The organism is Agromyces sp. Y575, from assembly GCF_059445445.1.
In genome coordinates this window covers 798,776-821,705 of the sequence record NZ_JCAIUI010000001.1, presented here as the reverse complement: position 1 = coordinate 821,705, position 22,930 = coordinate 798,776, and the positions used below count along the sequence as shown (strand labels likewise).

The 22,930-nt window shown below is 68.9% G+C and carries 14 protein-coding genes; 8 read left to right on the top strand and 6 right to left on the bottom strand.

Annotated features, from left to right (window positions below):
• Positions 1 to 18: 18 nt before the first annotated feature.
• Positions 19 to 1,083, bottom strand: coding sequence for an AI-2E family transporter (locus AC1C2U_RS03940; protein WP_495360403.1), 1,065 nt, complete (start codon positions 1,081 to 1,083; stop codon positions 19 to 21).
• A 30-nt stretch (positions 1,084 to 1,113) separates the two neighbouring features.
• Positions 1,114 to 2,727: a DivIVA domain-containing protein gene (locus tag AC1C2U_RS03935; protein ID WP_495360402.1), complete on the bottom strand. Its 1,614-nt coding sequence runs from the start codon at positions 2,725 to 2,727 to the stop codon at positions 1,114 to 1,116.
• Positions 2,728 to 2,873: 146 nt separating this feature from the next.
• Between AC1C2U_RS03935 and AC1C2U_RS03930 the strand changes: the two genes are divergently transcribed.
• Together AC1C2U_RS03930 and AC1C2U_RS03925 are read left to right on the top strand one after the other, a co-directional pair.
• The gene (locus tag AC1C2U_RS03930) at positions 2,874 to 4,760 is read left to right on the top strand and encodes a DUF8094 domain-containing protein (protein ID WP_495360401.1); all 1,887 of its coding nucleotides are present in this window, start codon (positions 2,874 to 2,876) and stop codon (positions 4,758 to 4,760) included.
• A complete protein-coding gene (locus tag AC1C2U_RS03925; protein WP_495360400.1) occupies positions 4,757 to 5,707 on the top strand; it encodes a co-chaperone YbbN in 951 nt (316 codons plus the stop codon). Before AC1C2U_RS03930 ends, AC1C2U_RS03925 begins: the two co-directional genes overlap by 4 nt.
• 40 nt (positions 5,708 to 5,747) lie before the next feature.
• On the opposite strand, the gene glgB is transcribed toward AC1C2U_RS03925, so the two are convergent.
• Entirely contained in the window at positions 5,748 to 7,961 is a 2,214-nt protein-coding gene (gene glgB / locus AC1C2U_RS03920; RefSeq protein WP_495360399.1) for a 1,4-alpha-glucan branching protein GlgB, read from the bottom strand.
• A complete protein-coding gene (locus tag AC1C2U_RS03915) occupies positions 7,954 to 9,987 on the bottom strand; it encodes an alpha-1,4-glucan--maltose-1-phosphate maltosyltransferase (RefSeq protein WP_495360398.1) in 2,034 nt (677 codons plus the stop codon). The genes glgB and AC1C2U_RS03915 overlap by 8 nt, the downstream gene beginning before the upstream one ends.
• A 104-nt stretch (positions 9,988 to 10,091) precedes the next feature.
• Here AC1C2U_RS03915 and glgP point away from each other — a divergent pair, with 104 nt between their 5' ends.
• Positions 10,092 to 12,662, top strand: coding sequence for an alpha-glucan family phosphorylase (gene glgP / locus AC1C2U_RS03910; RefSeq protein WP_495360397.1), 2,571 nt, complete (start codon positions 10,092 to 10,094; stop codon positions 12,660 to 12,662).
• Between the two features lie 119 nt (positions 12,663 to 12,781).
• On the opposite strand, the gene ybaK is transcribed toward glgP, so the two are convergent.
• Positions 12,782 to 13,279 (bottom strand): Cys-tRNA(Pro) deacylase, encoded by a 498-nt coding sequence (ybaK, locus tag AC1C2U_RS03905; protein WP_495360396.1) that lies wholly within the window; start codon positions 13,277 to 13,279, stop codon positions 12,782 to 12,784.
• A complete protein-coding gene (gene glgX, locus AC1C2U_RS03900) occupies positions 13,279 to 15,357 on the bottom strand; it encodes a glycogen debranching protein GlgX (RefSeq protein WP_495360395.1) in 2,079 nt (692 codons plus the stop codon). The genes ybaK and glgX overlap by 1 nt, the downstream gene beginning before the upstream one ends.
• Positions 15,358 to 15,459: 102 nt before the next feature.
• Between glgX and AC1C2U_RS03895 the strand changes: the two genes are divergently transcribed.
• The 5 genes from AC1C2U_RS03895 (at position 15,460) to AC1C2U_RS03875 (ending at position 22,902) form a co-directional block, all read left to right on the top strand.
• Entirely contained in the window at positions 15,460 to 16,692 is a 1,233-nt protein-coding gene (locus tag AC1C2U_RS03895) for a cysteine desulfurase family protein (protein ID WP_495360394.1), read from the top strand.
• Between the two features lie 107 nt (positions 16,693 to 16,799).
• Entirely contained in the window at positions 16,800 to 17,906 is a 1,107-nt protein-coding gene (mnmA, locus tag AC1C2U_RS03890; RefSeq protein WP_495360393.1) for a tRNA 2-thiouridine(34) synthase MnmA, read from the top strand.
• 87 nt (positions 17,907 to 17,993) lie between these two features.
• On the top strand, positions 17,994 to 18,677 hold the full coding sequence (locus AC1C2U_RS03885; RefSeq protein ID WP_495360392.1) for a hypothetical protein: 684 nt from the start codon (positions 17,994 to 17,996) through the stop codon (positions 18,675 to 18,677).
• Positions 18,678 to 18,735: 58 nt separating this feature from the next.
• Complete coding sequence (gene ligA / locus AC1C2U_RS03880; protein ID WP_495360391.1) at positions 18,736 to 21,108, top strand: NAD-dependent DNA ligase LigA; 2,373 nt, start codon at positions 18,736 to 18,738, stop codon at positions 21,106 to 21,108.
• 18 nt (positions 21,109 to 21,126) lie between these two features.
• The gene (locus tag AC1C2U_RS03875) at positions 21,127 to 22,902 is read left to right on the top strand and encodes an alkaline phosphatase family protein (protein WP_495360390.1); all 1,776 of its coding nucleotides are present in this window, start codon (positions 21,127 to 21,129) and stop codon (positions 22,900 to 22,902) included.
• Positions 22,903 to 22,930 lie beyond the last annotated feature (28 nt).

Genomic DNA, 22,930 nt, shown 5'->3' with positions numbered 1-22,930 from the left:
GCCGAGGGCGGGTGGCGCTCACCGCTCGTTCTGGCGGGGGATGACGACTTGCTTGATGATCAAGAGGGTGGCTGCCGCGACCGGGATCGCGACGAGCGCGCCCAGCACCCCGCCGAGTGAGCCGCCGGCGAGTGCCGCGATCACGACGACCGCGCCGGGCACCTTCACCGCACGGTTCATGATGCGCGGGCTGAGCACGTACGCCTCGACCTGCATGTAGACGATGTAGTAGATCGCTGCGACGAGCGCGGTGAGCGGGGAGCCGAGGCCGGGGATCAGGCAGACGAGCACGATCACTACCGAGCCGCTCAGGGTGCCGACGAGCGGCACCAGTGAGAAGAGGAACGCGAGGAATGCGAGGACTGCCGGGAACGGTGCCTGGATGATCGAGAGGAAGATGAAGCTCGCGACGCCGTTGACCGCCGCGAGTGAGACCTGCCCCAGCACGTACCGGCCGACCGACTGCGTGATCTGCTCGGTGAGGTCGGCGAAGCGAGCGCGCTTCGATGCGGGAACCAGCTGGTAGGCGGCGCGCTTCATCGTGTTCAGCGACGCGGCGAAGTAGAGCGTGAGGATGAAGACGATGACGACGCCGAAGACGCCGACGCCGATCGCCACGGCGACCTGCAACACGCCGCCGGCGAGTTCGCTGAGCTTGTCGGGATTGGTGAAGAAATCGGTGAGGCCGGTGGTCACCTGGTGGTTGATCTCGTCGACCGGAACCTGGGGGAACTGGTCCTTCAGATTTTCGATCCACTCCTGGGAGTCGATTCGATCGACGATCCGCGGGATCTCCTCGACGAGCTGGCTGACCTGGTCGACGATGATCGGTACGACCGCGAGCACGAGAGCGGCGACGAGGAGCCCGACCCCGGTCATGACGATCAGGATGGCGGCCCAACGCGGAAGCCCTCGGCGCTCGACCCAGCTGATCGCCGGGTCGAGGCCGAGGGCCAGGAAGAGGGCCGCGCCGATGTAGGTGATGATCGTCGAGAGCGTGACGACCGAGGTGAGGATGAGGAGGCCGACACCGACGCCGAGGGTGCCGACCAGCCCGATGCGGAACGCGTTCTGGATCTTCATGGAACGGCCCGCGCCTTCTCTTCGAACCGACTATTTGGTCTTGGCCGCGATCTGTTCGGCCTGTGTGAGCACGCCGCGCAGGCTTTCGAAGTAGCCGGCGACCGCGTCGCGTTCGATCCTGATCTGCGAGAGGCGGTCTTCCGCATCGGCGACGAGGGCACGGGTGCGCTCCTCAGCATCGGCGATGAGCTTGCGTGCTTGCTCGTGCGCGGCCGCGATGCGGTCGCGTGCGTCGTCGTCGGCCTTGTCGCGGACGACCGCGATCTCGGAGCGCACCGCGGTCTCGAGTCGGTCGGCTTCGGCGCGGCTCTCCGCCGTGCGGGAGACGGCTTCAGCGAGTTCGGCGTTGGCGTCCTCGAGGAACTTCTGCGTCTGCGAGACGGCCTCTTGGTGGGCGGCGAGCAGCTCCTGCTCGGCCTCGTCGCGCTTGGTGGAGACTTCGGACGCCAGGTCGAGGTGGGCCTTCTCGATCTCGCGTCGCATGCGGTTGACCTCGTGAGTGGTCTTCTTGCGCATCGCGGTGAGCTGGTTGTCGAGGTCGATGCGGCCCTGTTCGGACTCGGCGTCGAAGTCGGCGCGCGCCTGCTCCTGCTCGAGGGCGAGGTCTGCACGCATCTGGTCGAGGTCGGCCGCGTGCTTGGCACGGATGCGCTCGAGTTCGTGTTGCAGCTTCAGGCGGGCGGCCTCGGCCTCACGCTCGAGGTCGGTCTTGGCCTGCTCGCGCTGCTGCAGGAGTTCGGCGCGAATGCCTTCGAGCTCGCGGTCGAGGTCAGCACGTGACTGCTCGAGCTCGTGCACGAGGTCGGCACGACGCTCGGCGATCTCTGCATCGATCGCGGCGCGTGCTTCGGCGGATTCGCGCTCGAGGTCGAGGCGTGACTGCTCCGTCTCCGCGGCGAGGTCGATGCGTGCCTGGTCGGTCTCACGGGCCAGGTCGGCGCGTGCGCGGTCGAGCTCGATGGCCACTTCGGCGCGCGTCTGCTCGGTCTCCTGCGTGAGGCCGGCGGCGGTCGCACGGGCGTCGGCGGCCTCGGTGTTCGCGGCGGCCAGGATCTCGGATGCCTTGCGCTCGGCCGCGGCGGTCATCGCGGCGGATTCGCGCTTCGCGCTTGTGCGGATCTCGGCGGTCTCGGTCGCGACGGCGCCGCGGATCGCCGCGGCGTCACGGGCGGCGTCTTGCCGGAGCTGTTCACTCGACTCGTGCGAGCGGGAGACCATGTCGTCGGCTTCGGCCCTGGCGTTCTCGAGGATGCGGTTGGCCTGCGCACGCGCCTCGGTGAGGGTGCGCTCGGCGAGCTCGTGCGCATCGGAGCGCATGAGGTGCGCCTCGTCTTCTGCGGCACGACGGAGCTTCTCTGCGTCGATGTCGGCCTGCGCGATGAGGCGGGTCGACTGCTCTTCGGCAACGCGAAGGGTGTTCTCGAGCTTGGTGCCGAGTCCGGAGAAGGTCGGGCTGCCGACCTCTTCGAGTTCAGCGGTGAGTTCTTCAATACGGGCGAGGAGACGCTTGGTCTCCTTGACGCTGTCGGTGCCCTGGTTGTTCGCTGCGATGATGTCGCGGCGAAGTCCATTGATCGCCTTGTCGACCTCGTCTTTGTCGTATCCGCGGAACACTTGCGTGAACTCGGTCTCTTCGACGGCCATTCTTCCTCCGGGCTCGTTCCCGCGTTCGTGGGGGCGCATGCGGGATGTGCGTCCGATTCTACGGGTCGCGGGGGAGACGCGTAGAACACCGCTCGTTCAGCGAGCAGTTAGGAGTCTCCCAGATTCCGCCGATAGTGTGAACTGTCTTGTCAGTTATCGCCGTTGGCGACAGTGGAGGTCAGTTCGTGCGCTTCGTCTTCGCAATCGTGGCGTTCATCGCCGCGGCCGTGATGATCGGGCTCGGCATCGCCCAGCGCACGGTGTTCCTCGAACCCGACCGTGTCTCGATGTCCGCCCAGCTCTCGGGCGGTGAGGCCGACTTCGTCGTGGTCGGCCCCGAGGCGTTGGCGGCTCATGACGGCAAGCAGACGATCACCGTGTCGGGCTCTCCGAAGGCGTACCTCGCTTACGGGCGAAGCTCTGATGTGGAAGCCTGGCTCGGCGAGACGCAGTACGTGGCCGTGGGGTACGACGCAGCCACCGACGAGCTGACCAACGAGATCGTCGTCGCCGAACCCATCGACGACTCGGGGACGGCCACGCCACCGGCCACCACGACCCCGCCCGAGACTGCCGTCGTTCCTTCACCGGTCGGCTCCGACCTCTGGCTCGACGAATTCAGCGACAGCATGGTGCTCACCACGACGGTCGACGTGCCCGATGGCATCTCGGTGTTGATCACAGCCGGCGGCGGCGACACCCTTCCCTCGCGCGTGAAGATCGATTGGCCGCTCGACAACGCCACACCGTGGGCGGGTCCGCTCATCGTCGGCGGCGCACTCGTCTTCCTGGTGGGAATCGCACTCCTCATCTCAGGGTTCATGAACCACCGTCGTTCGCGAGGTCCTCGCCGCAACCTGTCGAAGGGGTCGCGAGGCAAGCTTCCGAGCGCCCCGAAACCGGGCCGTACCCAGGTCGGTGCCGGCGGTGCTCGTCGCGCGATCGGCCGCGCGAAGCGTGTAGCGATCGTGCCGTTCCTCGTGATCCCGGCACTCGCGCTGAGCGCGTGTTCGTCCGATTACTGGCCGAGCTTCGACCAGAGCGCCCCCGAGACGACAGCGCCAGCCACCCTTCCTGCCACCCCGCCGGCGACCGAAGACGCGGGCGAGGCGGTGCCCGAAGCGCAGCCGGCAGTGACGGTTCCGCAAATGGAGCGCATCATGCGTCGCGTTGCGGTGTTCGCCAACGAAGTGGATACCTCGCGCGACGCGACCGCTGCTGCACAGCGATTCACCGGGCCGGCGCTCGAGGCGCGCACCGCCAATTATGCGATCCGTGGCGCATTGGCCGAGCATCCAGCGCCCACGCCCATTCCGGCATCGCCGCTCACGTTGACGCTGCCGCAGCAGGCCACAGGCTGGCCGCGCACGGTGCTCACCATCGCGAAGAACGCCGATGATCCGACCATCGCACCGACGGCACTCGTGCTCGTGCAGCAGACGCCGCGCGAGAACTACCGGATCCTCTATGCGATGGCGCTCGCGCCCGATGCCGATATTCCCGAGGTCGCACCGGCGTCGATCGGTGCTCCGCCCATCTCTCCGGAGTTCAAGGGTCTCGTGATGCCGACCGGCCAGGTTGCAGCGGCCTACGCCGACATCCTGATCAAGGGCGACGCCTCGGAGTTCGCGCCGATGTTCGACCCCGAGGGCGATGCGCTCAGAGAGCAACTCGGGGTGACCGGGCAACAGGCCACGAACGACGGGCTGCCTGCCACGGTCGACGCGACCTTCTCGAATGTGGTCGGCGACAGTCCGACGATCGCGCTCGCCACGAACGACGCGGGCGCACTCGTGACCGTCTCGATCAAGCAGACCGAAAACGTTGTGCCGAATGACGGCGGAACGATCGGATATCAGCCGGGTCCTGCCGCGGCACTGTCCGGCTTCGCCGACAAGAGCGCGAAGGGTGTGCAGCGCGTCATCGGCATCCAACTGCTCTTCTACGTCCCGGGCGTCGGCAACGACGCCGCCGACCAGATCCGACTGCTCGGCTGGTCGGAAAGCCTCATCGGAGCATCGGAGATACCGTGACCAACCCGATTCCCCCCTCAGGTGCAGCGCTTCGCGGCGCGGTCGACCTGTCGGCCCTCGTGCAACGGCAGCCGCCGGCCGGTCAGAATGCGCAAGGTGCGCACGCGGCATCCGGCCCGACCGATCAGATCGTCTTCGAGACGGATGACGCGGCGTTCGGCGCCACGCTCGAACTCTCGCGCACCGTGCCGGTCGTCGTCGCGCTCTGGGCGACCTGGAGTGAGCCGTCGAAGGCGCTGCTCGCCACGCTCGAACGCCTCGTTCGTGCGCGGGGCGGACGCCTCGTGCTCGCTGCGGCCGACGCCGATCGCAGCGCCCAGCTCGTGCAGGCGTTCCAGGCGCAGTCCATCCCGACGGTCGTCGCGGTGGTCGCCGGCCAGCCGGTGCCGCTCTTCGCAGGGGAGCAGCCCGACGAGGTCATCGACCAGGTGTTCGATCAGTTGCTCGAGCTCGCCGGCCAGCACGGCGTGACCGGCAGCATCGAGCAGGGCGAGACTGGTGACGCTGCACCCGCAGAGCCGGTCGAGGAGCCGTTGCCGCCCTTGCATCAAGAGGCGTACGACGCGATCGAGCGCGGCGACTTCGATGCCGCGGCATCCGCCTATCGCACGGCGATCGCGCAGGACCCGCGTGACACCCTCGCCGTGGCGGGGCTCGCTCAGGCGAACCTGCTCGGTCGGCTGCAGGGCAAGACCCTCGACGAGATCCGAAATGCTGCGGCAGCATCTCCGGACGATCTCGGTGCCCAGCTCGACGTCGCCGACCTCGATCTGTCGGGCGGTCACATCGACGATGCGTTCGACCGGTTGCTGACGTTGTTCCCGAACCTCGATGCCGATGGCAAGAATCTCGTGCGCGAGCGGCTCGTCGAGCTGTTCGAGGTCGTCGGCACCGACGACCCGCGAGTCGTCGCCGCGCGGCGACGGTTCACGAACCTTTTGTACTGAGGCGGGCGCGGGCGGATCTCGATACGCTCGCTTGCGCTCGCTACTCGATCAACGTGTGGTCGAGCGTGAACCAGACCGCCCCGAGCGGGGGCAACGTGAATGACGCCGACGCGGGTCGCCCCGCCCACGGCGTCGCGGTCGCATCGATCCCGCCGAGGTTGCCGACACCCGAGCCACCGAACTCCGCGGCATCCGAGTTCAAGAGTTCGCGCCAGCGGCCGGCAGACGGAAGTCCCAGTCGGAAGCCCTCGTGCGGCACGCCCGCGAAGTTCACGACGCACAGCAGCGGACGACGCTCGCGGTCGTAGCGGAGAAACGCGATGACATTCTCGGCAGCGGCCCCGCCCTCGACCCACTCGAATCCGGCGTCGTCGTCATCGAGTTGCCACAGCGCCGGGGTCGCGCGATAGCCGCGGTTCAGCTCGCCGACGAACTCGGCGAGCTGCCGGTGGCTCGGCTGGTCGAGGATCCACCAATCGAGGCCCCGCTCTTCGCTCCACTCGGAGAGCTGGCCGAACTCCTGCCCCATGAAAAGCAGTTGCTTGCCGGGGTGCGCCCACATGAAGGCGAGGTAGGCGCGCACGTTCGCGAGCTGCTGCCAGTGATCGCCGGGCATCTTGCGCACGAGGGAGCCCTTGCCGTGCACGACCTCGTCGTGGCTGATCGGCAGCACGAAGTGCTCGCTGAACGCGTAGAGGAACGAGAAGGTGAGGTCGTGGTGGTGATGCGACCGGTAGAGCGGGTCGTTCTGGATGTACTGCAGCGAGTCGTGCATCCAGCCCATGTTCCACTTGTAGCCGAAGCCGAGCCCGCCGGTCGAGGTCGGCGCCGTGACTCCGGGCCAACTCGTCGACTCCTCGGCGATCATGACGATGCCCGGGTTGCGCTTGTACGCGGTCGCGGTCGCCTCCTGCAGGAAGGCGATCGCCTCGAGGTGCTCGCGGCCGCCGTGGATGTTCGGCAGCCAGCCGCCCTCTTCACGCGAGTAGTCGAGATAGAGCATCGACGCGACGGCGTCGACGCGCAGCCCGTCGACATGCATCTCCTCGAACCAGAAGAGGGCGTTCGCGACGAGGAAGTTGCGCACTCGTGGGTTGCCGTAGTCGAAGACGTAGGTGCCCCAGTCGAGCTGCTCGCCACGGCGTGGGTCGGCGTGCTCGTAGAGCGGCTCGCCGTCGAAACGGGCGAGTGCCCACTCGTCTTTCGGGAAGTGCCCGGGCACCCAGTCCATGATGACGCCGACGCCGGCACCGTGCAGTCGGTCGATGAGATATTTCAGGTCGTCGGGGGAGCCGAATCGGCTCGTCACCGCGTAGTAGCCGGTCACCTGGTAGCCCCACGAACCGCCGAACGGATGCTCCGCGAGGGGCATGAACTCGACGTGCGTGTAGCCGAGCCAATCGAGGTACTCGATGAGCTCGTCGGCGACGTCGCGGTATCCCTTACCGGGGCGCCAGGAGCCGAGGTGCAGTTCGTAGATGCTCATGGGCTGCGAATGGAGGTCGGTGCGCGCGCGCCGCGACATCCATTCGTCGTCGTCCCAGTCGTGATCGCTCACCGACACCACGGAAGCGGTGGCGGGAGCGATCTCGGCCTGCCGTGCCATCGGGTCGGCCTTCATGATCCAGTCGCCCGAGGCGGTGAGCAGCTCGAACTTGTAGATCGCGCCGGGCTCGACGTCGGGGATGAAGAGTTCCCAGATGCCGGTCGCGCCCATGGTGCGCATGGCATGCCCGGTGCCGTCCCAACGGTTGAACACCCCGACGACCCGCGCAGCGCGGGCGCGCGGCGCCCACACCGTGAAGGCTGTGCCATGAACGCTGCCCGCGACGCCCCAATGATCGCGATGGTGCGCACCGAGCACGTGCCAGAGCTGTTCGTGCCGCCCCTCGCCGATCAGGTGCAAGTCGAGTTCGGCGATGGTGGGGGCGAAGCGGTACGGGTCGTCGCTCGTCCACTCCACATCCTCTCCGTACCGGGCGCGGATGCGATAGTCGATCGGCCCGAATGCTCCGGCCCCGGCCCAGATGCCGTGGCCGACGTGAGTGAGGGTGAGCACCTCGCCGCCGGCGAGCATGGCTTCGACCGATTCGGCGAGCGGGCGGCGGGTGCGGATCACCGTGAGCGGCCCATCGAGCTGGGGCACGTCGAATCCGTGCTGTCCGAGCACCGAGTGCGGATCGGGGTGCCGGCCGTCGGCGACGGCCGCGAGCACCTCGTCGGCGATGACGGGTGCGGCGAGTGAATCAGGCATCCGTGCTCCTTCTCACGTGCAGGATGTGCGCCGGTCGGGTGAAGGCGTCGAGTCGCACGTAGTTGGATGCGCCCCAGCGCCATCGTTCGCCGGTGACGAGTTCTTCGACCTCGAATGTGCTGCCGAGTTCGAGGCCGAGCGCTTCGAGGTCCAGGTGCACGGTGGTCTCCCGCACCGAGTGCGGGTCGACGTTCGCGACGACGATGATCGTGTCGTCGGCACCGGGTCGAGCCCCGGTGCCGGTGAAGCGCCCCTCGAGGTGCTTCGAGTAGACGAGCACCGAGTCGTCGTCGCTGGTATGGAAGCGGATGTTGCGGAGCTGGCCGAGCGCGGGATGCTCAGCCCGGATGCGGTTGAGGATGCCGAGGTAGAGCGCGAGCGAGCGGCCCCCGCGCTCGGCGGCGGCGAAATCGCGCGGCTTGTACTCGTACTTCTCGTTGTCGATGGCCTCTTCGGCGCCGGGGCGGGCCACCGATTCGAAGTGCTCGAAGCCCGCGTAGACGCCCCAGAGCGGCGCTGCGGTCGCGGCAATGGTCGCACGCACCGTGAATGCGGCTGGGCCGCCGAACTGCAGGTACTCCGTGAGGATGTCAGGGGTGTTCACGAAGAGGTTCGGGCGCATGAAGTCGGCGGTCTCCAGCGACACCGACGTGAGGAACTCCTCGAGCTCGGCCTTGGTGTTGCGCCAGGTGAAGTAGGAGTACGACTGCTGGAAGCCGACCATCGCGAGGGCCTGCATCATCGCGGGGCGCGTGAACGCCTCGGCGAGGAAGATCACGCCGGGGTCTTCCGCGTTCACCGTTCCGATCAGCCGCTCCCAGAACGCGAGCGGCTTCGTGTGCGGGTTGTCGACCCGGAAGATGCGCACGCCCTGCTTCATCCAGTGCCGCACCACACGCAGCACCTCGTCGAATAGCCGTTCCGGATCGTCGTCGAAATTCACGGGGTAGATGTCCTGGTACTTCTTCGGCGGGTTCTCCGCGAAGCGGATCGTGCCGTCGGGCAGATGCGTGAACCAGTCGGGATGCTCGACGACCCACGGGTGGTCGGGAGAGGCCTGCAGGGCGAGGTCGAGCGCGACCTCGATGCCGAGCGCCGACGCGCGCCGCACGAAGGCGCGGAAGTCGGCGAGCGTGCCGAGATCTGGGTGCACGGCGTCGTGGCCACCAGGTGTGCCGTCGGCGAGCGGTCCGCCGATCGCCCACGGTGAGCCGGGGTCGTGCGGGCCGGGGTCGAGGGTGTTGTTGCGGCCCTTGCGGTTGGTGACGCCGATCGGATGGATCGGCGGCAAGTAGACGACGTCGAATCCCATCGCGGCGACGCCGTCGAGGCGCTTGGCCGCCGAGCGGAAAGTGCCCGACTTCCAACTGCCGTCCTTCAGCTGCTTCGCCCCCTCCGACCTGGGGAAGAACTCGTACCAGGCGCCGACGCCGGCACGGCGACGCTCGACGAGGATCGTGCGCTCGGGGGAGTCGGTCGAAAGCCGCGCGAGCGGGCGCGCTGCGAACTCGTCGAGTGCGGGGTCGTCGATGAGCGGTCGGCGTTCGGCGACGGATGCCTCGCTGTCACGTAACTCGGCGGCGAGCGTCGTGAGGCGCTTGCGTGCCGCGAGCGGGCGGGTCTTCTCGGCGACGGCCCGATCGGCGAGGCGCGCGCCGATCTCGAACATCAGCTCGGCATCGACGCCGGCGTCGACCTTGAGCGCGGCATCGTGGCGCCAGGTCGAGATCTCGTCGTCGAATCCGGTGACGTGCCAGCGCCACTCCCCGGTCGTGTCGAGGAGGACTTTGGCCTCCCACCGGTCGGTGCCGGCCGCCAGCGGAGACATCCGCTCGCTGCGCGTCTGGCCCGACGGGCTCGTGATGACGAGCATCGCGCCCACCTGGTCGTGCCCCTCGCGAAACACCGTGGCCTGGAACGGCACCACCTCGCCCTCGAAGGCCTTCGGCCGCCACCGCTCGTCGGGCACGGCTGGGGTGAGCCGGGTCACTGGGATCCGGCCGGCGAGCACAGGGCTGGACGTCACGGTTCGACCGTAGCGCGTTTGCGCTGATCGAGCCGGTCGAAACGTGCGCCTGCGCGCGTGCCGCCGTTCACACGTTCGACGGGCCCTCGACCTAGGGTTGAGTCGTGAAGCCGATTCGCAAGTTCACCGTTCGCGCCGTCGTTCCCGGCTCGCTCTCTGCGCTCGAAGAGCTCGCCGCCAATCTGCGCTGGTCGTGGCACGAGCCCACTCGTCGCCTGTTCCAGCACATCGACCCCGAGCTGTGGCGCACCTCCGAGCGCGATCCGGTCGCGTTCCTCGGCGAGGTCGACCCCACGCGTCTCGACGAGTTGGCCGTCGACGGCGGTTACGTCGAGTGGGCCGAACGCGAGCGGGCGGGCCTTCGCGAGTACCTCGCTGAGCCGCGATGGTTCCAGTCGCTCGGCGCCGAGGCGCCGCGAACGATCGCGTATCTCTCGCCCGAGTTCGGCATCACCGCGGCACTGCCGCAGTACTCTGGCGGTCTCGGTATCCTCGCGGGCGATCACCTGAAGGCGGCATCCGACCTCGGCGTTCCCCTCGTGGGCGTCGGCCTCTTCTACAAGGCGGGGTACTTCTCGCAGTCGATCTCGCCCGATGGCTGGCAACAGGAGCGCTACCCGGTGCTCGACCCCGATGGCCTGCCGCTCTCGGTGCTGCGCAGTGCAGACGGCGCACCGGTGCAGGTGACGCTCGCTCTTCCCGACGACCGTTCGCTGCACGCGCGGGTGTGGAAGGCCGATGTCGGTCGCGTTCCGCTCCTCCTGCTCGACACCGACGTGCCGGCCAACAGCGATGACCTGCGTTCGGTCACCGATCGCCTCTACGGCGGTGGGGGTGAGCATCGCCTGTTGCAGGAGCTGCTGCTCGGCATCGGCGGCGCGCGTGCCGTTCGGGCGTGGACCGAGCTGAGCGGATGCCCCGCTCCCGACGTGTTCCACATGAACGAGGGGCACGCGGGTTTCTTGGGGCTCGAGCGCATCGCCACCTACATCGGCGAGGGGCTCACGTTCGCCGAGGCGCTGCAGCTCGTGCGCGCCGGTACGGTCTTCACGACGCACACGCCCGTACCCGCCGGCATCGATCGCTTCGACCGCGCGCTCGTGGAGCGGTATCTCTCGGGCTCGCTGCTGCCCGGCGTGGACCCCGCAGATGCGCTCGCCCTCGGCGTCGAACCAGGCGCCGATCCGGCCACGAGTGCGTTCAACATGGCCGTCATGGGCCTGCGGCTCGCCCAGCACGCGAACGGCGTTTCGAAACTGCACGGCGAGGTGAGCCGGCGCATGTTCGGCGAGCTGTGGCCGGGGTTCGACTCCGATGAGGTGCCGATCACATCGATCACGAACGGCGTGCATGCGCCGACGTGGACGGACCCCGCGCTGCTCGGCCTCGCCGAGACGACGCTCGGCACGGGTGACACCGAGCACGCCGACTGGCGAAGCCCCGCGCTCGCCGATGGCGAGTTCTGGGCGGTCAAGCGACGGATGCGTCAACAGCTCGTCGACGATGCACGCAGGCGTCTCGCGGCGGCCTGGCGGGAACAGCACTCGGGTGCCGAACCGCCGAAGTGGGTGGCCCGGGTGCTCGACCCCGACACGCTCACGGTCGGGTTCGCGCGCCGAGTGCCGACGTACAAGCGACTCACGCTCATGCTCGCCGACCCCGAGCGACTGAAGTCGATCCTCACGAATCCCGAGCGGCCGGTGCAGTTCGTGATCGCCGGCAAGTCGCACCCGGCCGACGACGAAGGCAAACGGCTCATCCAGCAGCTCGTGCAGTTCGCGCAGCAGCCCGAGTTGCGTGAGCGCATCGTGTTCCTGCCCGACTACGACATGGGCATGGCTGAGATTCTCTACCCCGGGTGCGATGTCTGGCTGAACAATCCCTTGCGCCCGCTCGAGGCGTGCGGCACCTCGGGTATGAAGGCGGCGATGAACGGCGCGCTCAACCTGTCGATCCTCGACGGCTGGTGGGCCGAGTTCGCAAGCGACGACTCCGGTTGGGTGATCCCGTCGGCCGATTCCGCGGGCGACGCGGGGGAGCGCGACGCCCTCGAGGCGGCCGCCCTCTACGACCTTCTCGAACACCGGGTCGCGACCCGGTACTACGAACGCGACGATGATGCGGTACCGGTCGAGTGGGTGCGTCGGGTGCGCACCACCCTCGCGACCCTCGCTCCCGAACTCGGTGCCGATCGCATGGTGCGCGAGTACGTCGAGCGTCTCTACCGGCCGGCGGCCGAGCACTTCGCCCATGTCTCGGCCGAGGGGGCCCGCGGAGCGCGAGAGCTCTCGGCGTGGAGCGCGAGGGTGCGGGCAGCGTGGGGCGGCGTGCAGGTCGTGCACGTCGAGTCGGGCGGCGTCGATACGCCGCACGTCGGCGACGAGCTGCACCTGCGCGCGTACATCGCACTCGGCGAGCTCTCGCCCGACGATGTCACCGTCGAGGTCGTCTACGGCCGAAGCCGTGCCGATGACACGATCGATGCTGTGCAGCGGGCCGCGCTCGATCCGGCGCCGGATGCCTCGGCGACCACGGTCGCGCCCGGCCAGCGCCTGTATACGGGCACCGTCGTGCTCGACCGGCCGGGGGCGTTCGGGTACACGGTGCGCGTGGTGCCGCGGCATCCGCTGCTGTTGTCGACGGCCGAGCTCGGCCTCGTCGCCGTTGCCGAGTGAGCCTGACCCGCTGTTTGAGGAGCGCCCGACGCAGGAGGACTCGTCTCAAAATCTGCTTGCCCGCGCGTGTGGGTTTCGAGACGGTGCTGGCGCGCCTCCTCAACCCGCGGGGCCCGCGGTCAACGGGTGCGGGCGATCGGCGCGACGCGGCCGTCGGTGACGGCGAGCAGGTCGTCGGGGGCGAGCTCGAGGTCGAGGCCGCGCCGCCCACCCGAGACGTAGATCGTCTCGCAGAGGATCGCCGATTCGTCGAGCACCGTCGGCAACGCCGTCTTCTGCCCGATGGGGCTGATGCCGCCGACGACGTACCCGGTCTTGCGCTCGGCCACGGCGGGGTCGGCCATCTCTGCGCGCTTGCCGCCGAGCGCGGCAGCGAACGCCTTCAGGTCGAGTTGCATGGCGACGGGAACGATGCCGACGGCCAGTGCGCCATCGACGCTCGCGAGCAAGGTCTTGAAGACCCGGTCGGGATCGAGACTGAGTTTCTCGGCCGCTTCGAGGCCGTAGGCCCCGGCACGCGGATCGTGGTCGTATGCGTGCGGAGTGAAGGCGACGCCTGCCCGGGTGAGGGCGAGCGTGGCGGGCGTGCTCGCCGAGGCATCCGCTCGCTTGGCCATCACTCGCGGCCCTCGGCGCGGTACAGGCGCATCGATTGGGCATCGACGTCGACGCGGTTGCCTGGCGCGATCGCCGGCGTGCCGGCGGCCGGTGGCGCTTCGTCTGCTGAGTCCCAGAGCAGGGCGTATCCGCTGACGTCGTCGTGCTCGGGCAGCACGACGACGGTACTCGACTCGTGCGCGTGTACGACGAGGAGGATCTGGTTCAACGCCTCTGTCTCGGGCGTCGAGGCCGCGAGGTACTGCAGGGTGCGCTCTGCGGGAGAGTTCCAGTCGTCGATGTCCATCGACTCGCCGTCGGCGTTGAACCACTCCATGCGCGTGGCGCTCGGCGTTCGCTCGCCGAGGCGACCGAATCGCATCGGTCGAAGCGCGGGGTTCTCGGCGCGGATCCGGATGAGGTGACGCGCCGTCTCGAGGAGTTCGGGGTCGAACCGAGCCCGCTCGACCGGGTCCCAGGCGAGCCAGGTGAGCGGCGAGTCATGACAGTAGGCGTTGTTGTTGCCGCGTTGGCTGCGGCCGAACTCGTCGCCCGCGGTGATCATCGGCACACCGGCCGACAGCAGCAGGGTGCCGAGGAGATTGCGGATGCTGCGCCGGCGCGCCGCCCGAATGGCAGGGTCGGCCGCCTCGCCCTCGACGCCGTGGTTGTAGGAGTTGTTCGAGTCGGTGCCGTCGCGGTTGCCCTCGCCGTTGCCCTGATTGTGTTTCGTGTCGTAGGCCGTGAGGTCGGCGAGCGTGAATCCGTCGTGCGAGGTCACGAAATTCAGGCTCGCGAGCGGACCCCGGTCGGCCGAGAAGGTGTTCGACGAGCCCGCGAGCCGCGTCGCGAAGCGGCCGATGCCGCTGCCGGCCGAGCCGGTCTCGCGCTCACGCCGCAGGTCGCCGAGCCAGAAGTCGCGCATCCGGTCGCGGTAACGATCGTTCCACTCGGAGAAGCCCGCTGGGAAGTTGCCGGTCTGCCAGCCGCCGGGTCCGACGTCCCACGGCTCGGCGATGAGCTTCGTGGTGCCGACCACCGGGTCGTCGAGCATCGCGCGCAGCAGCGGATGCTCGGGCGTGAACGCCTCGTGGTCGTCGCGGCCGAGCGTCGCGGCGAGGTCGAGGCGGAACCCGTCGACCTGCAGTTCCTCGGCGAAGTATCGCATCGAGTCGAGCACGAGTCGCTGCGGTGCGTCGGCCCCGAAGTCGAGGCTGTTGCCGCATCCGGTCGTGTCGACGTAGCGCCCGTGCGCGTCGTGCCGGTAATAGGACGCGTTGTCGATGCCGCGGAACGAGTAGGTCGGCCCCTCGCGCCCCTCTTCGGCCGTGTGGTTGTAGACGACGTCGAGTACCACCTCGAGGCCGGCCTCGTGCAGGCGCCGAACCATGCCGGCGAATTCCCGCCGAACGGCAGAGGCGCCCTCGGCCTGTGCCGCAGCGCTCGCGTAGGGTGCGTGCGCCGCGAAGAACGCGAGCGTGTTGTAGCCCCAGTAATTGAGCTTGCCCTGGCGCACGAGCCGCTGCTCGGAGACGAAGGCCTGCGCGGGCAGGAGCTCGACCGTCGTGACGCCGAGGCCCGTCAGGTACTCGAGCGATGCGTCGTGCGCGAGGCCCGCGTAGGTGCCGCGCAACGCCTCGGGAATCGCCGTGTTGAGCTTGGAGAACCCGCGCACGTGGGCTTCGTAGACGACGGTGCGGTCGAGCGGTACTCGGGGCTTCGCCGAGCCGCCCCACTCGAAACCCGTCGCGGTGAGCGAATCGAGGGCGACGCCCCGCCATGACCCGTCGTCAGCGCGGGCGAGTCCGCGGGCGTAGGGGTCGAGCAGCGTGTGCACTGGATTGAACGCGTGATCCATGCCGGCGGGTCCGTCGACGCGGAGGCCGTAGTGCGCTCCCGCTCGCAGGGCGGTCGACTCGCCCTGCCAGACGCCGTGCACGTCGCGCGTGAGCGGCGAGCGAGCGATCGCCCAGTCGAGGTCGTCGGCGTCGAAGACGACGAGATCGACGGATGTCGCGTGCTGCGACCACACTCGGGCGACCCCACCGTCGGCACCGGCCCGAACGCCGAGGTCATGCAGGGGATCGCGCTCAGGCATGCGTTCTACAGTAGTTCGTGGAGGCGAGACGCCTGCAAGCGTGTGCACGGGCGTGTTCGCACGCACTCGGTCATCAGGGTCATCATCAGGGTTGGAGGTCGCATGGTCTATCTGGACCACGCCGCGACCACCCCGATGCTGCCCGAGGCCATCGAGGCGTTGACCGCCGCGCTCGCCGTGGTCGGCAACCCCTCGTCGATCCACAGCGCCGGCCAGCAGGCGAAACGACTCCTCGAGGAGTCGCGCGAGCGCGTCGCCGCGACGCTCGGCGCCGACGGCATCGAAGTGGTCTTCACGGGCAACGGCACCGAGGCGGTCAACCTCGCGATCAAGGGCATCTGGTGGCAACGGCGAGCGGATGCTTCGACGGGCGCTGCTCGCACGCGCATCCTGGTTCCGGCCGGCGAACACCATGCCACCGTCGACACGGTCGAGTGGCTCGCGACCCACGAGGGCGCCGACGTGGTCGAGATCCCGCTCGACGAGGTCGGCCGGGTGCGCCTCGACGTGCTCGCCGCCGAGCTGTCGCACGATGCGGCATCCGTGGCTCTCGTGACGATGCTCTGGGCCAACAACGAGGTCGGCACCATTCAGCCCGTCGAGGAGGCCGCTCGCCTGACCGCGCGTGCCGGCGTGCCGCTGCACGTCGACGCGATCTCGGCCTACGGGCAGGTGCCGATCGACTTCCACGGCATCAGGCGGGCAACGGATGCCCCGCGGGGCGCCGGACTCGTCGCCCTCAGCGTCTCAGCGCACAAGATCGGCGGCCCAGCCGGCATCGGAGCGCTCGTGCTCGACCGCTCCGCGGCCGTCGAACCGCTCATCCACGGCGGCGGGCAGCAGCGCAAGGTGCGCTCGGGCACGCAAGACGTCGCTGCAGCGTCGTCGTTCGCAGCAGCGGCATCCGTCGTGGCCGCTCATCTCGACGCCGATGCGGCGCGCATGGCGAAGCTGCGCGACCGGCTGATCGCGGGCACGCTCGATGCGGTGCCCGACGCGCGACTCTCCGGGGATGCCGCCGCTGACGGCCGCCTGGCGGGCAACGCTCACTTCTCGTTCACGGGGTGCGAGGGTGATTCGCTGCTCTTCCTGCTCGATGCCGCCGGGGTCGCCGTCTCGACGGGCTCGGCATGCCAGGCGGGTGTACCCGAGCCCTCGCACGTGCTCATGGCCATGGGGCGCTCCGAGGCCGACGCGCGCGGGGCCCTCCGCATCACGATCGGCCACGCTTCGACCGACGCCGACGTCGATGCGTTCCTCGCGGCATTGCCGGTCGCACACGCCCAGGCGGCTCGCGCCGGGCTCGCCGCGCGCGCCACCTCCTTCGACCGCTGAGAAGGCGGTGGCGTCTCCTCGATTTCTCGAGTTGCCCGACTCCGGACGGAATCGGGCAGCTCGGGGCCGAGGCATCCGCTCAGACAGGTCTGTTTAGACTGGAGCACATGAAGGTTCTCGCTGCGATGAGCGGCGGCGTCGACAGCGCCGTTGCCGCTGCGCGCGCCGTCGAAGCCGGTCACGAGGTCGTCGGAGTGCACCTCGCCCTCAGTCGCATGCCCGGAACACTCCGCACCGGCAGCCGCGGCTGCTGCACGATCGAAGACTCGATGGACGCGCAGCGGGCGGCCAACGTGCTCGGCATCCCGTACTACGTGTGGGACTTCTCCGAGCGGTTCAAGGCCGACGTCGTCGACGACTTCATCGCCGAGTACTCCGCCGGGCGCACCCCGAACCCGTGCATGCGCTGCAACGAGCGCATCAAGTTCGCGGCCCTCCTCGAGAAGGCGCTCGCCCTCGGGTTCGACGCCGTGGCCACCGGCCACTACGCCAAGATCGTGACGGATGCCGCGGGCAACCGTGAGCTCCATCGTGCGAGCGCCGAGGCGAAAGACCAGAGCTATGTGCTCGGGGTGCTCACCGCCGAGCAGCTCGCGCACGCCTACTTCCCGCTCGGCGACACGCCGTCGAAGACGCTCGTGCGCGCCGAAGCCGCCGAACGCGGTCTCTCGGTGGCGCAGAAGCCCGACTCGTACGACATCTGCTTCATCCCCGACGGCGACACGAAGGGCTGGCTGGCCGAGCGCGTCGGCACCGAGACGGGCGACATCGTCGACCGCACCGGCGCCGTGGTGGGGTCGCACGAGGGCGCGCACGCATTCACGGTCGGCCAGCGGCGCGGCATGCGACTCGGAACTCCGGCCGCCGACGGCAAGCCGCGATTCGTGCTCGAGGTGCGGCCGAAAGAGAACACCGTCGTGGTCGGCCCGAAGGCGGCGCTCGCGATCGGGCTCATCGCCGGTTTCCGGTTCTCGTGGGCCGGGCTCGCGCCCGCCGACCCGTCGACCCCGTTCGAGTGCGAGGTGCAGATCCGCGCACACGCCGACCCAGTGCCGGCGGTCGCCGAGCTCGTCGACGGCGAGTTCGTGGTCACGCCGGGGCATCCGCTCGATGGAGTGGCGCCCGGCCAGACCGCGGTGATCTACGTCGGTACGCGGGTGCTCGGCCAGTTCACGATCGACCGCACGGTGAGCGCCGTTCCGGTCGACGCGTAGCCCCGGACAGGCTCGCCTCGACGGCCAGCATCGCGTAGATTCGCGCTGGCGCTACCCCCGGCGCCGCGTCAGTGACGAGGAGTCGTTGTGTCCTACCCGCAAAGTCCCGCCGATCCGAACCGCGACCCGGCCGACCCGTTCCGAAACCTCGGCCCGGCGCCCACGACGGGCCGCATCACGATCGTCGCCCCGCCCGCCGACGAATGGGAACCGATCGTGGAGGTCGCCCCCATCACCGCCGAGGAGGTCATCGAACGCCAGCGACAGGTGTTCGGCGGCATGAAGATCGGCTCGGCCCTCTTCGGGTGGCTCACCGCGGCAGGCGTCACGGCCATCGGCATTGCGCTCGGTCGCGGTGCGGCGCGCGGTGCGGCGTCGACCGGTGACGCGCTGCTCGATGCTGACACCGTCGGATGGGTCGGGGTCAGCGCACTGCTCGTGATCGTATTGGCGGCCTTCTATTGCGGCGGCTACGTCACCGGCCGCATGGCGCGCTTCAGCGGCGTGCTGCAGGGTCTCGCCGTGTGGCTCTGGGCGCTCGTGATCGCGATCCTGGCGGCGGTGCTCAGCGTGGTGCTGGGTCGCCAGGACGACATCCTCGGCTACCTCGATGCGTTCCCGCGCATCCCCGTGCCCGAGAGTGCCCTGACGATCGCGGTCATCACCGCCGCGGTCGTTGCGGCCCTCGTGAGCGTCGGCGGTGCCATCCTCGGCGGCGTCGTCGGGGTGCGCTACCACCGTCGCGTCGATCTCGTCGGGTTCGATCGGTAGCAGAGACAGGCGCCCCGAACGCCCGGCGGGCGTCGCTGCGCGCCCATAGGATGGCGCTGTGAGCGACATCCCCACCGAGTTCGAAGCCGCCCGTGCCGAAGCCGCGTTGCTCGCCGACCGCATCGAAGGTGCGCGGCTCGCCTACTACGGCGATGGCGACTCGTCACTCTCCGACGCCGAGTACGACGCCGACTTCCACCGGCTCGAGGCACTCGAGCGCGCCTTCCCCGAGCTCGCGGGCCAAGACAGCCCGACCCAGCAGGTCGGCGCGGCCATCGTCTCGGCGGGCTTCCCCGAGCACGAGCACGCCGAACGCATGCTCAGCCTCGACAACGTCTTCTCGATCGACGAGTTCCGCGATTGGGCGACGAAGACCGCCGCTGCGGCAGGGCGGCCCGTGCGCTGGCTCTCCGAGTTGAAGATCGACGGACTGGCGATCAGCCTTGCCTACCGCGACGGTGTGCTCGAGACCGCGACGACGCGAGGCGACGGACGTGTCGGCGAAGACATCACCGAGAATGTCGACCTGATCCCCGCCATCCCACCGCGGCTCGAGGGCGCCGGGTACCCCGCGTTCTTCGAAGTGCGCGGCGAGGTGTTCCTGCGCACGAGCGACTTCGAGGCGCTGAACGAGCGACAGCACGAACTGCAGGCAGCCTTCGAGGCCGAGCAGATCGCAAAGGGTCGTGCGATCGAGCAGATCCCCACGAAGTATCCCGAGTTCGCCAACGCGCGCAACACCGCGGCAGGCAGCTTGCGCCAGCGCCGTGAGAAGAAGAGCGCGTTCGAGCTCTCGCTCATGCGCGAGCGGCTCGGCCGACTCGCCCTGTATCTCCACGGCATCGGCGCGTGGCGCAGTGCCTCACCGACTGGGCCAGATGTGCGAAACCAGTCCGACATCTACTCGCTCCTCGATGGGTGGGGCCTGCCGGTCTCGCCGCACTCCCGCGTGTTCGACTCAGTCGACGACGTCGCCGGGTACATCGTCGAACGCGGCGAGCACCGCCACGACGTCGAGCACGAGATCGACGGCATCGTCGTCAAGGTCGACGAGCTCGCCCTGCACGATGAGCTCGGGGCGACCAGTCGCGCGCCGCGCTGGGCGATCGCGTACAAGTATCCGCCCGAGGAGGTGCACACGAAGCTCCTCGACATCGTCGTCGGCGTCGGCCGCACCGGCCGCGCGACGCCCTACGCCGTCATGGAGCCCGTGAAGGTCGCCGGCAGCACCGTGCGGCAGGCGACACTGCACAACCAGCAGGTCGTGAAGGCGAAGGGCGTGCTCATCGGCGACACCGTGGTGCTGCGCAAGGCGGGCGAAGTCATCCCCGAGATCCTCGGTGCGGTCGAACAATTGCGCGACGGCAGCGAGCGCGAGTGGCACATGCCCGAGCGCTGTCCCGAGTGCGGTACTCCGCTGCGCGCCATGAAAGAGGGCGACATCGATCTGCGCTGCCCCAATGCGAAATCCTGCCCCGCCCAAGTGCGCGGGCGGGTCGAGCACATCGGCTCACGGGGTGGCCTCGACATCGAGGCGCTCGGCGAGGTGACCGCGGCCGCGCTCACCCAGCCGTCCTTCCCGACGCAGCCGCCGCTGCCCACCGAGGCCCGCCTCTTCGACCTCACGATCGAGGAGCTCGTGCCGATCGAAGTCGTCGTGCGCGACGCCGAGACGGGCGAACCGAAGGTCGACGATGAGACCGGCGAGCCGGTGAAGCGAGCGCCGTTCCAGAAGCTCGGGCCCGCGAGCTATCCGCCCGGCACCGAGACCATGACACCGGCCGAGCGCCGTGCAGCGGGCGTGAAGAAGAACTTTCGCGAGGTCGGTCCGTCCGAGGCGGCGACGAAACTCCTGGCCGAGCTCGGCAAGGCCAAGACGAAACCACTCTCGCGTCTGCTCGTCTCACTCAACATCCGCCACGTCGGGCCGGTCGCGGCGCGAGCGCTCGCCGACCACTTCGGCTCGCTCGAGGCGATCCGCGGTGCATCCAGAGAAGAGCTCGCCGAAGTCGACGGCGTCGGCGGCATCATCGCGGACTCGCTCATCGACTGGTTCGGTGTCGACTGGCATCTCGAGATCATCGACCGGTGGACCGCCGCAGGCGTCCAATGGACGACGCCGGGGCATCCGGGGCCGGGCGCCGCAGCCGAAGCCGGGGGAGTGCTCGCGGGGCTCACGATCGTCGCGACCGGATCGCTCGAGGGCTTCACACGTGACGGGGCGCTCGAGGCGATCATCGCCGCCGGCGGCAAAGCCGCGTCGAGCGTCTCGAAGAAGACCGACTTCGTCGCTGCCGGGCCGGGAGCCGGTTCCAAGCTCGCGAAAGCCGAAGAGCTCGGCATCCGCGTGCTCGACGCCGCCCAGTTCGCGGTGCTCGTGAGCGAAGGTCCGGCTGCGTTGCAGGCGATCGAGGCAGCTGAAGGCGACTAGCCGGGTATCAGGAGGAGTATGTCGGCACCAGAGAACGACGCAGCGGCATCGGCGGATGCTTCGTCGAAGCAGGCTCCGCGCGGCCCCTCGCGCCGCGAGTTCCTCAGGGTCGGCGGTGCGGCGGCGGCCGGAGTCGTCGTCGGCGGCGCGGCCGGTGGGGCGGTCGGTGTCGCGCTCGCCGGGGGAGCATCGAACGCGATCGCGCCGTCGCCGAGTGCGACGGCCGTGCCAGAGGGCGCATCGCCGATCGAACACCTCGTCGTGCTGATGGGAGAGAACCGCTCGTTCGACAATCTCCTCGGCCGGCTGTACACGACGGAGTCGTTGCCCGCGGGTGCGAGCTTCGACGGGCTCGACTTCGGCGAGTACTCGAATGTCGCGTCCGATGGCAGCACGGTGTCCGCGCACGTCTACACGGGTGCGACCGACCGGATCATGGAGCAGCCCGATCCAGATCCCGGCGAGGAGTACCCGCACGTCAACACCCAACTGTTCGGCACGATCGACCCCGCGCACAACGAGGGTCGTGAGACTGCGGAGATGACCGCGCCGTACAACGCGCCGAGCGACGCCTCGAAGCCCGACATGTCTGGCTTCGTGCGCGACTACGAGTCGAATCTCCGCGCACTCCGCCACGGACGCGCACCCGAGGCCGACGAGGTTCGCCAGATCATGGGCGGGTTCGATCCCGTCATGCTGCCGGTGCTGTCGACGCTGGCTCGCGAGTTCGCCGTCTTCGATCACTGGTATTGCGCGGTGCCGTCGCAGACCTTCTGCAACCGATCGTTCTTCCACGCGTCCACGTCGCACGGCTTCGTCACGAACGTGCTCGACGGGGGCTACCGCAAGTGGCTCGACGCCCCCGATTCGCCGACGATCTTCAATCGCCTCGAAGAGCAGGGCGTGAGCTGGCGCGTCTACTTCGACGAGCGTCAGTTGATCTCCTTCACCGGATTCCTGCACGCGCCGGCGCTCGAACGCTTCTGGCGCACAGAGCACTTCGCCACGATGGAGGATTTCGAGAGTGACGCCGCTGCGGGCACGCTGCCCGCGTACGCGTTCCTCGAGCCGCGCATGGTCTACGACCACAACGACTTCCACCCGCCGTTCGGCAAGCTTCGCGAAGGAGAGTTCGACGGAGAGCCCATCGTCGACAGCGCCGTTTCCGACGTGCGTGCCGGTGACGCGCTGGTCGGCCGCGTCTATCAGGCGGTGCGCGGGGCGGCGTCGGAGTCGGGTTCCAACGCCCTCAACACGATGCTGCTCATCACCTTCGATGAGCATGGTGGCACATATGACCACGTGCCCCCGCCCTCGGCGAAGCCCCCGAACGACGACGGCGAAGGCGAGATGGGGTTCGGCTTCGATCGTCTCGGATGCCGCGTGCCGGCGATCGCCATCTCTGCCTACACCGGGGCCGGCACGATCATCAGCGACGAATTCCACCACGCCGCCGTCATCGCGACCCTGTCGAAGAAGTACGATCTCGCTGCCCTGACGAATCGAGACGACGGTGTCCGCGACCTCACTGCGGCGCTCAACCTCACCGTGCCGAGGCATCCGTCGACCTGGCCGTCGCCGACCCCGCAGTACGTGCCGCTGAACGACGAGGAGCGACCGCCTGACGAAACGGATAGCGCGTCGACGCGGCCGCTGAGTCCGCCCGGGCAAGGACTCCTCGGTCTGTTGCTCGCGAAGTACGGCGAGCCGGGCGAACCGCTGCCCGAGACGTATGCCGAGGCCTACGAGCTGTTGCACCGCTACGGCGACGGGCTGTTCGGCGTGCCCGGATAGAATCGATCCATCCCCATCCCGAGACGAC

What these genes read in the sequence shown, in the direction of transcription:
- AC1C2U_RS03895 (WP_495360394.1), top strand. Translation starts at nt 15,460, where the DNA reads ATGGTCTATCTGGACCACGCCGCGACCACCCCGATGCTGCCCGAGGCC.
- AC1C2U_RS03935 (WP_495360402.1), bottom strand. Translation starts at nt 2,727, where the DNA reads ATGGCCGTCGAAGAGACCGAGTTCACGCAAGTGTTCCGCGGATACGAC.
- glgX (WP_495360395.1), bottom strand. Translation starts at nt 15,357, where the DNA reads ATGCCTGAGCGCGATCCCCTGCATGACCTCGGCGTTCGGGCCGGTGCC.
- AC1C2U_RS03940 (WP_495360403.1), bottom strand. Translation starts at nt 1,083, where the DNA reads ATGAAGATCCAGAACGCGTTCCGCATCGGGCTGGTCGGCACCCTCGGC.
- mnmA (WP_495360393.1), top strand. Translation starts at nt 16,800, where the DNA reads ATGAAGGTTCTCGCTGCGATGAGCGGCGGCGTCGACAGCGCCGTTGCC.
- glgB (WP_495360399.1), bottom strand. Translation starts at nt 7,961, where the DNA reads ATGCCTGATTCACTCGCCGCACCCGTCATCGCCGACGAGGTGCTCGCG.
- ybaK (WP_495360396.1), bottom strand. Translation starts at nt 13,279, where the DNA reads ATGGCCAAGCGAGCGGATGCCTCGGCGAGCACGCCCGCCACGCTCGCC.
- AC1C2U_RS03875 (WP_495360390.1), top strand. Translation starts at nt 21,127, where the DNA reads ATGTCGGCACCAGAGAACGACGCAGCGGCATCGGCGGATGCTTCGTCG.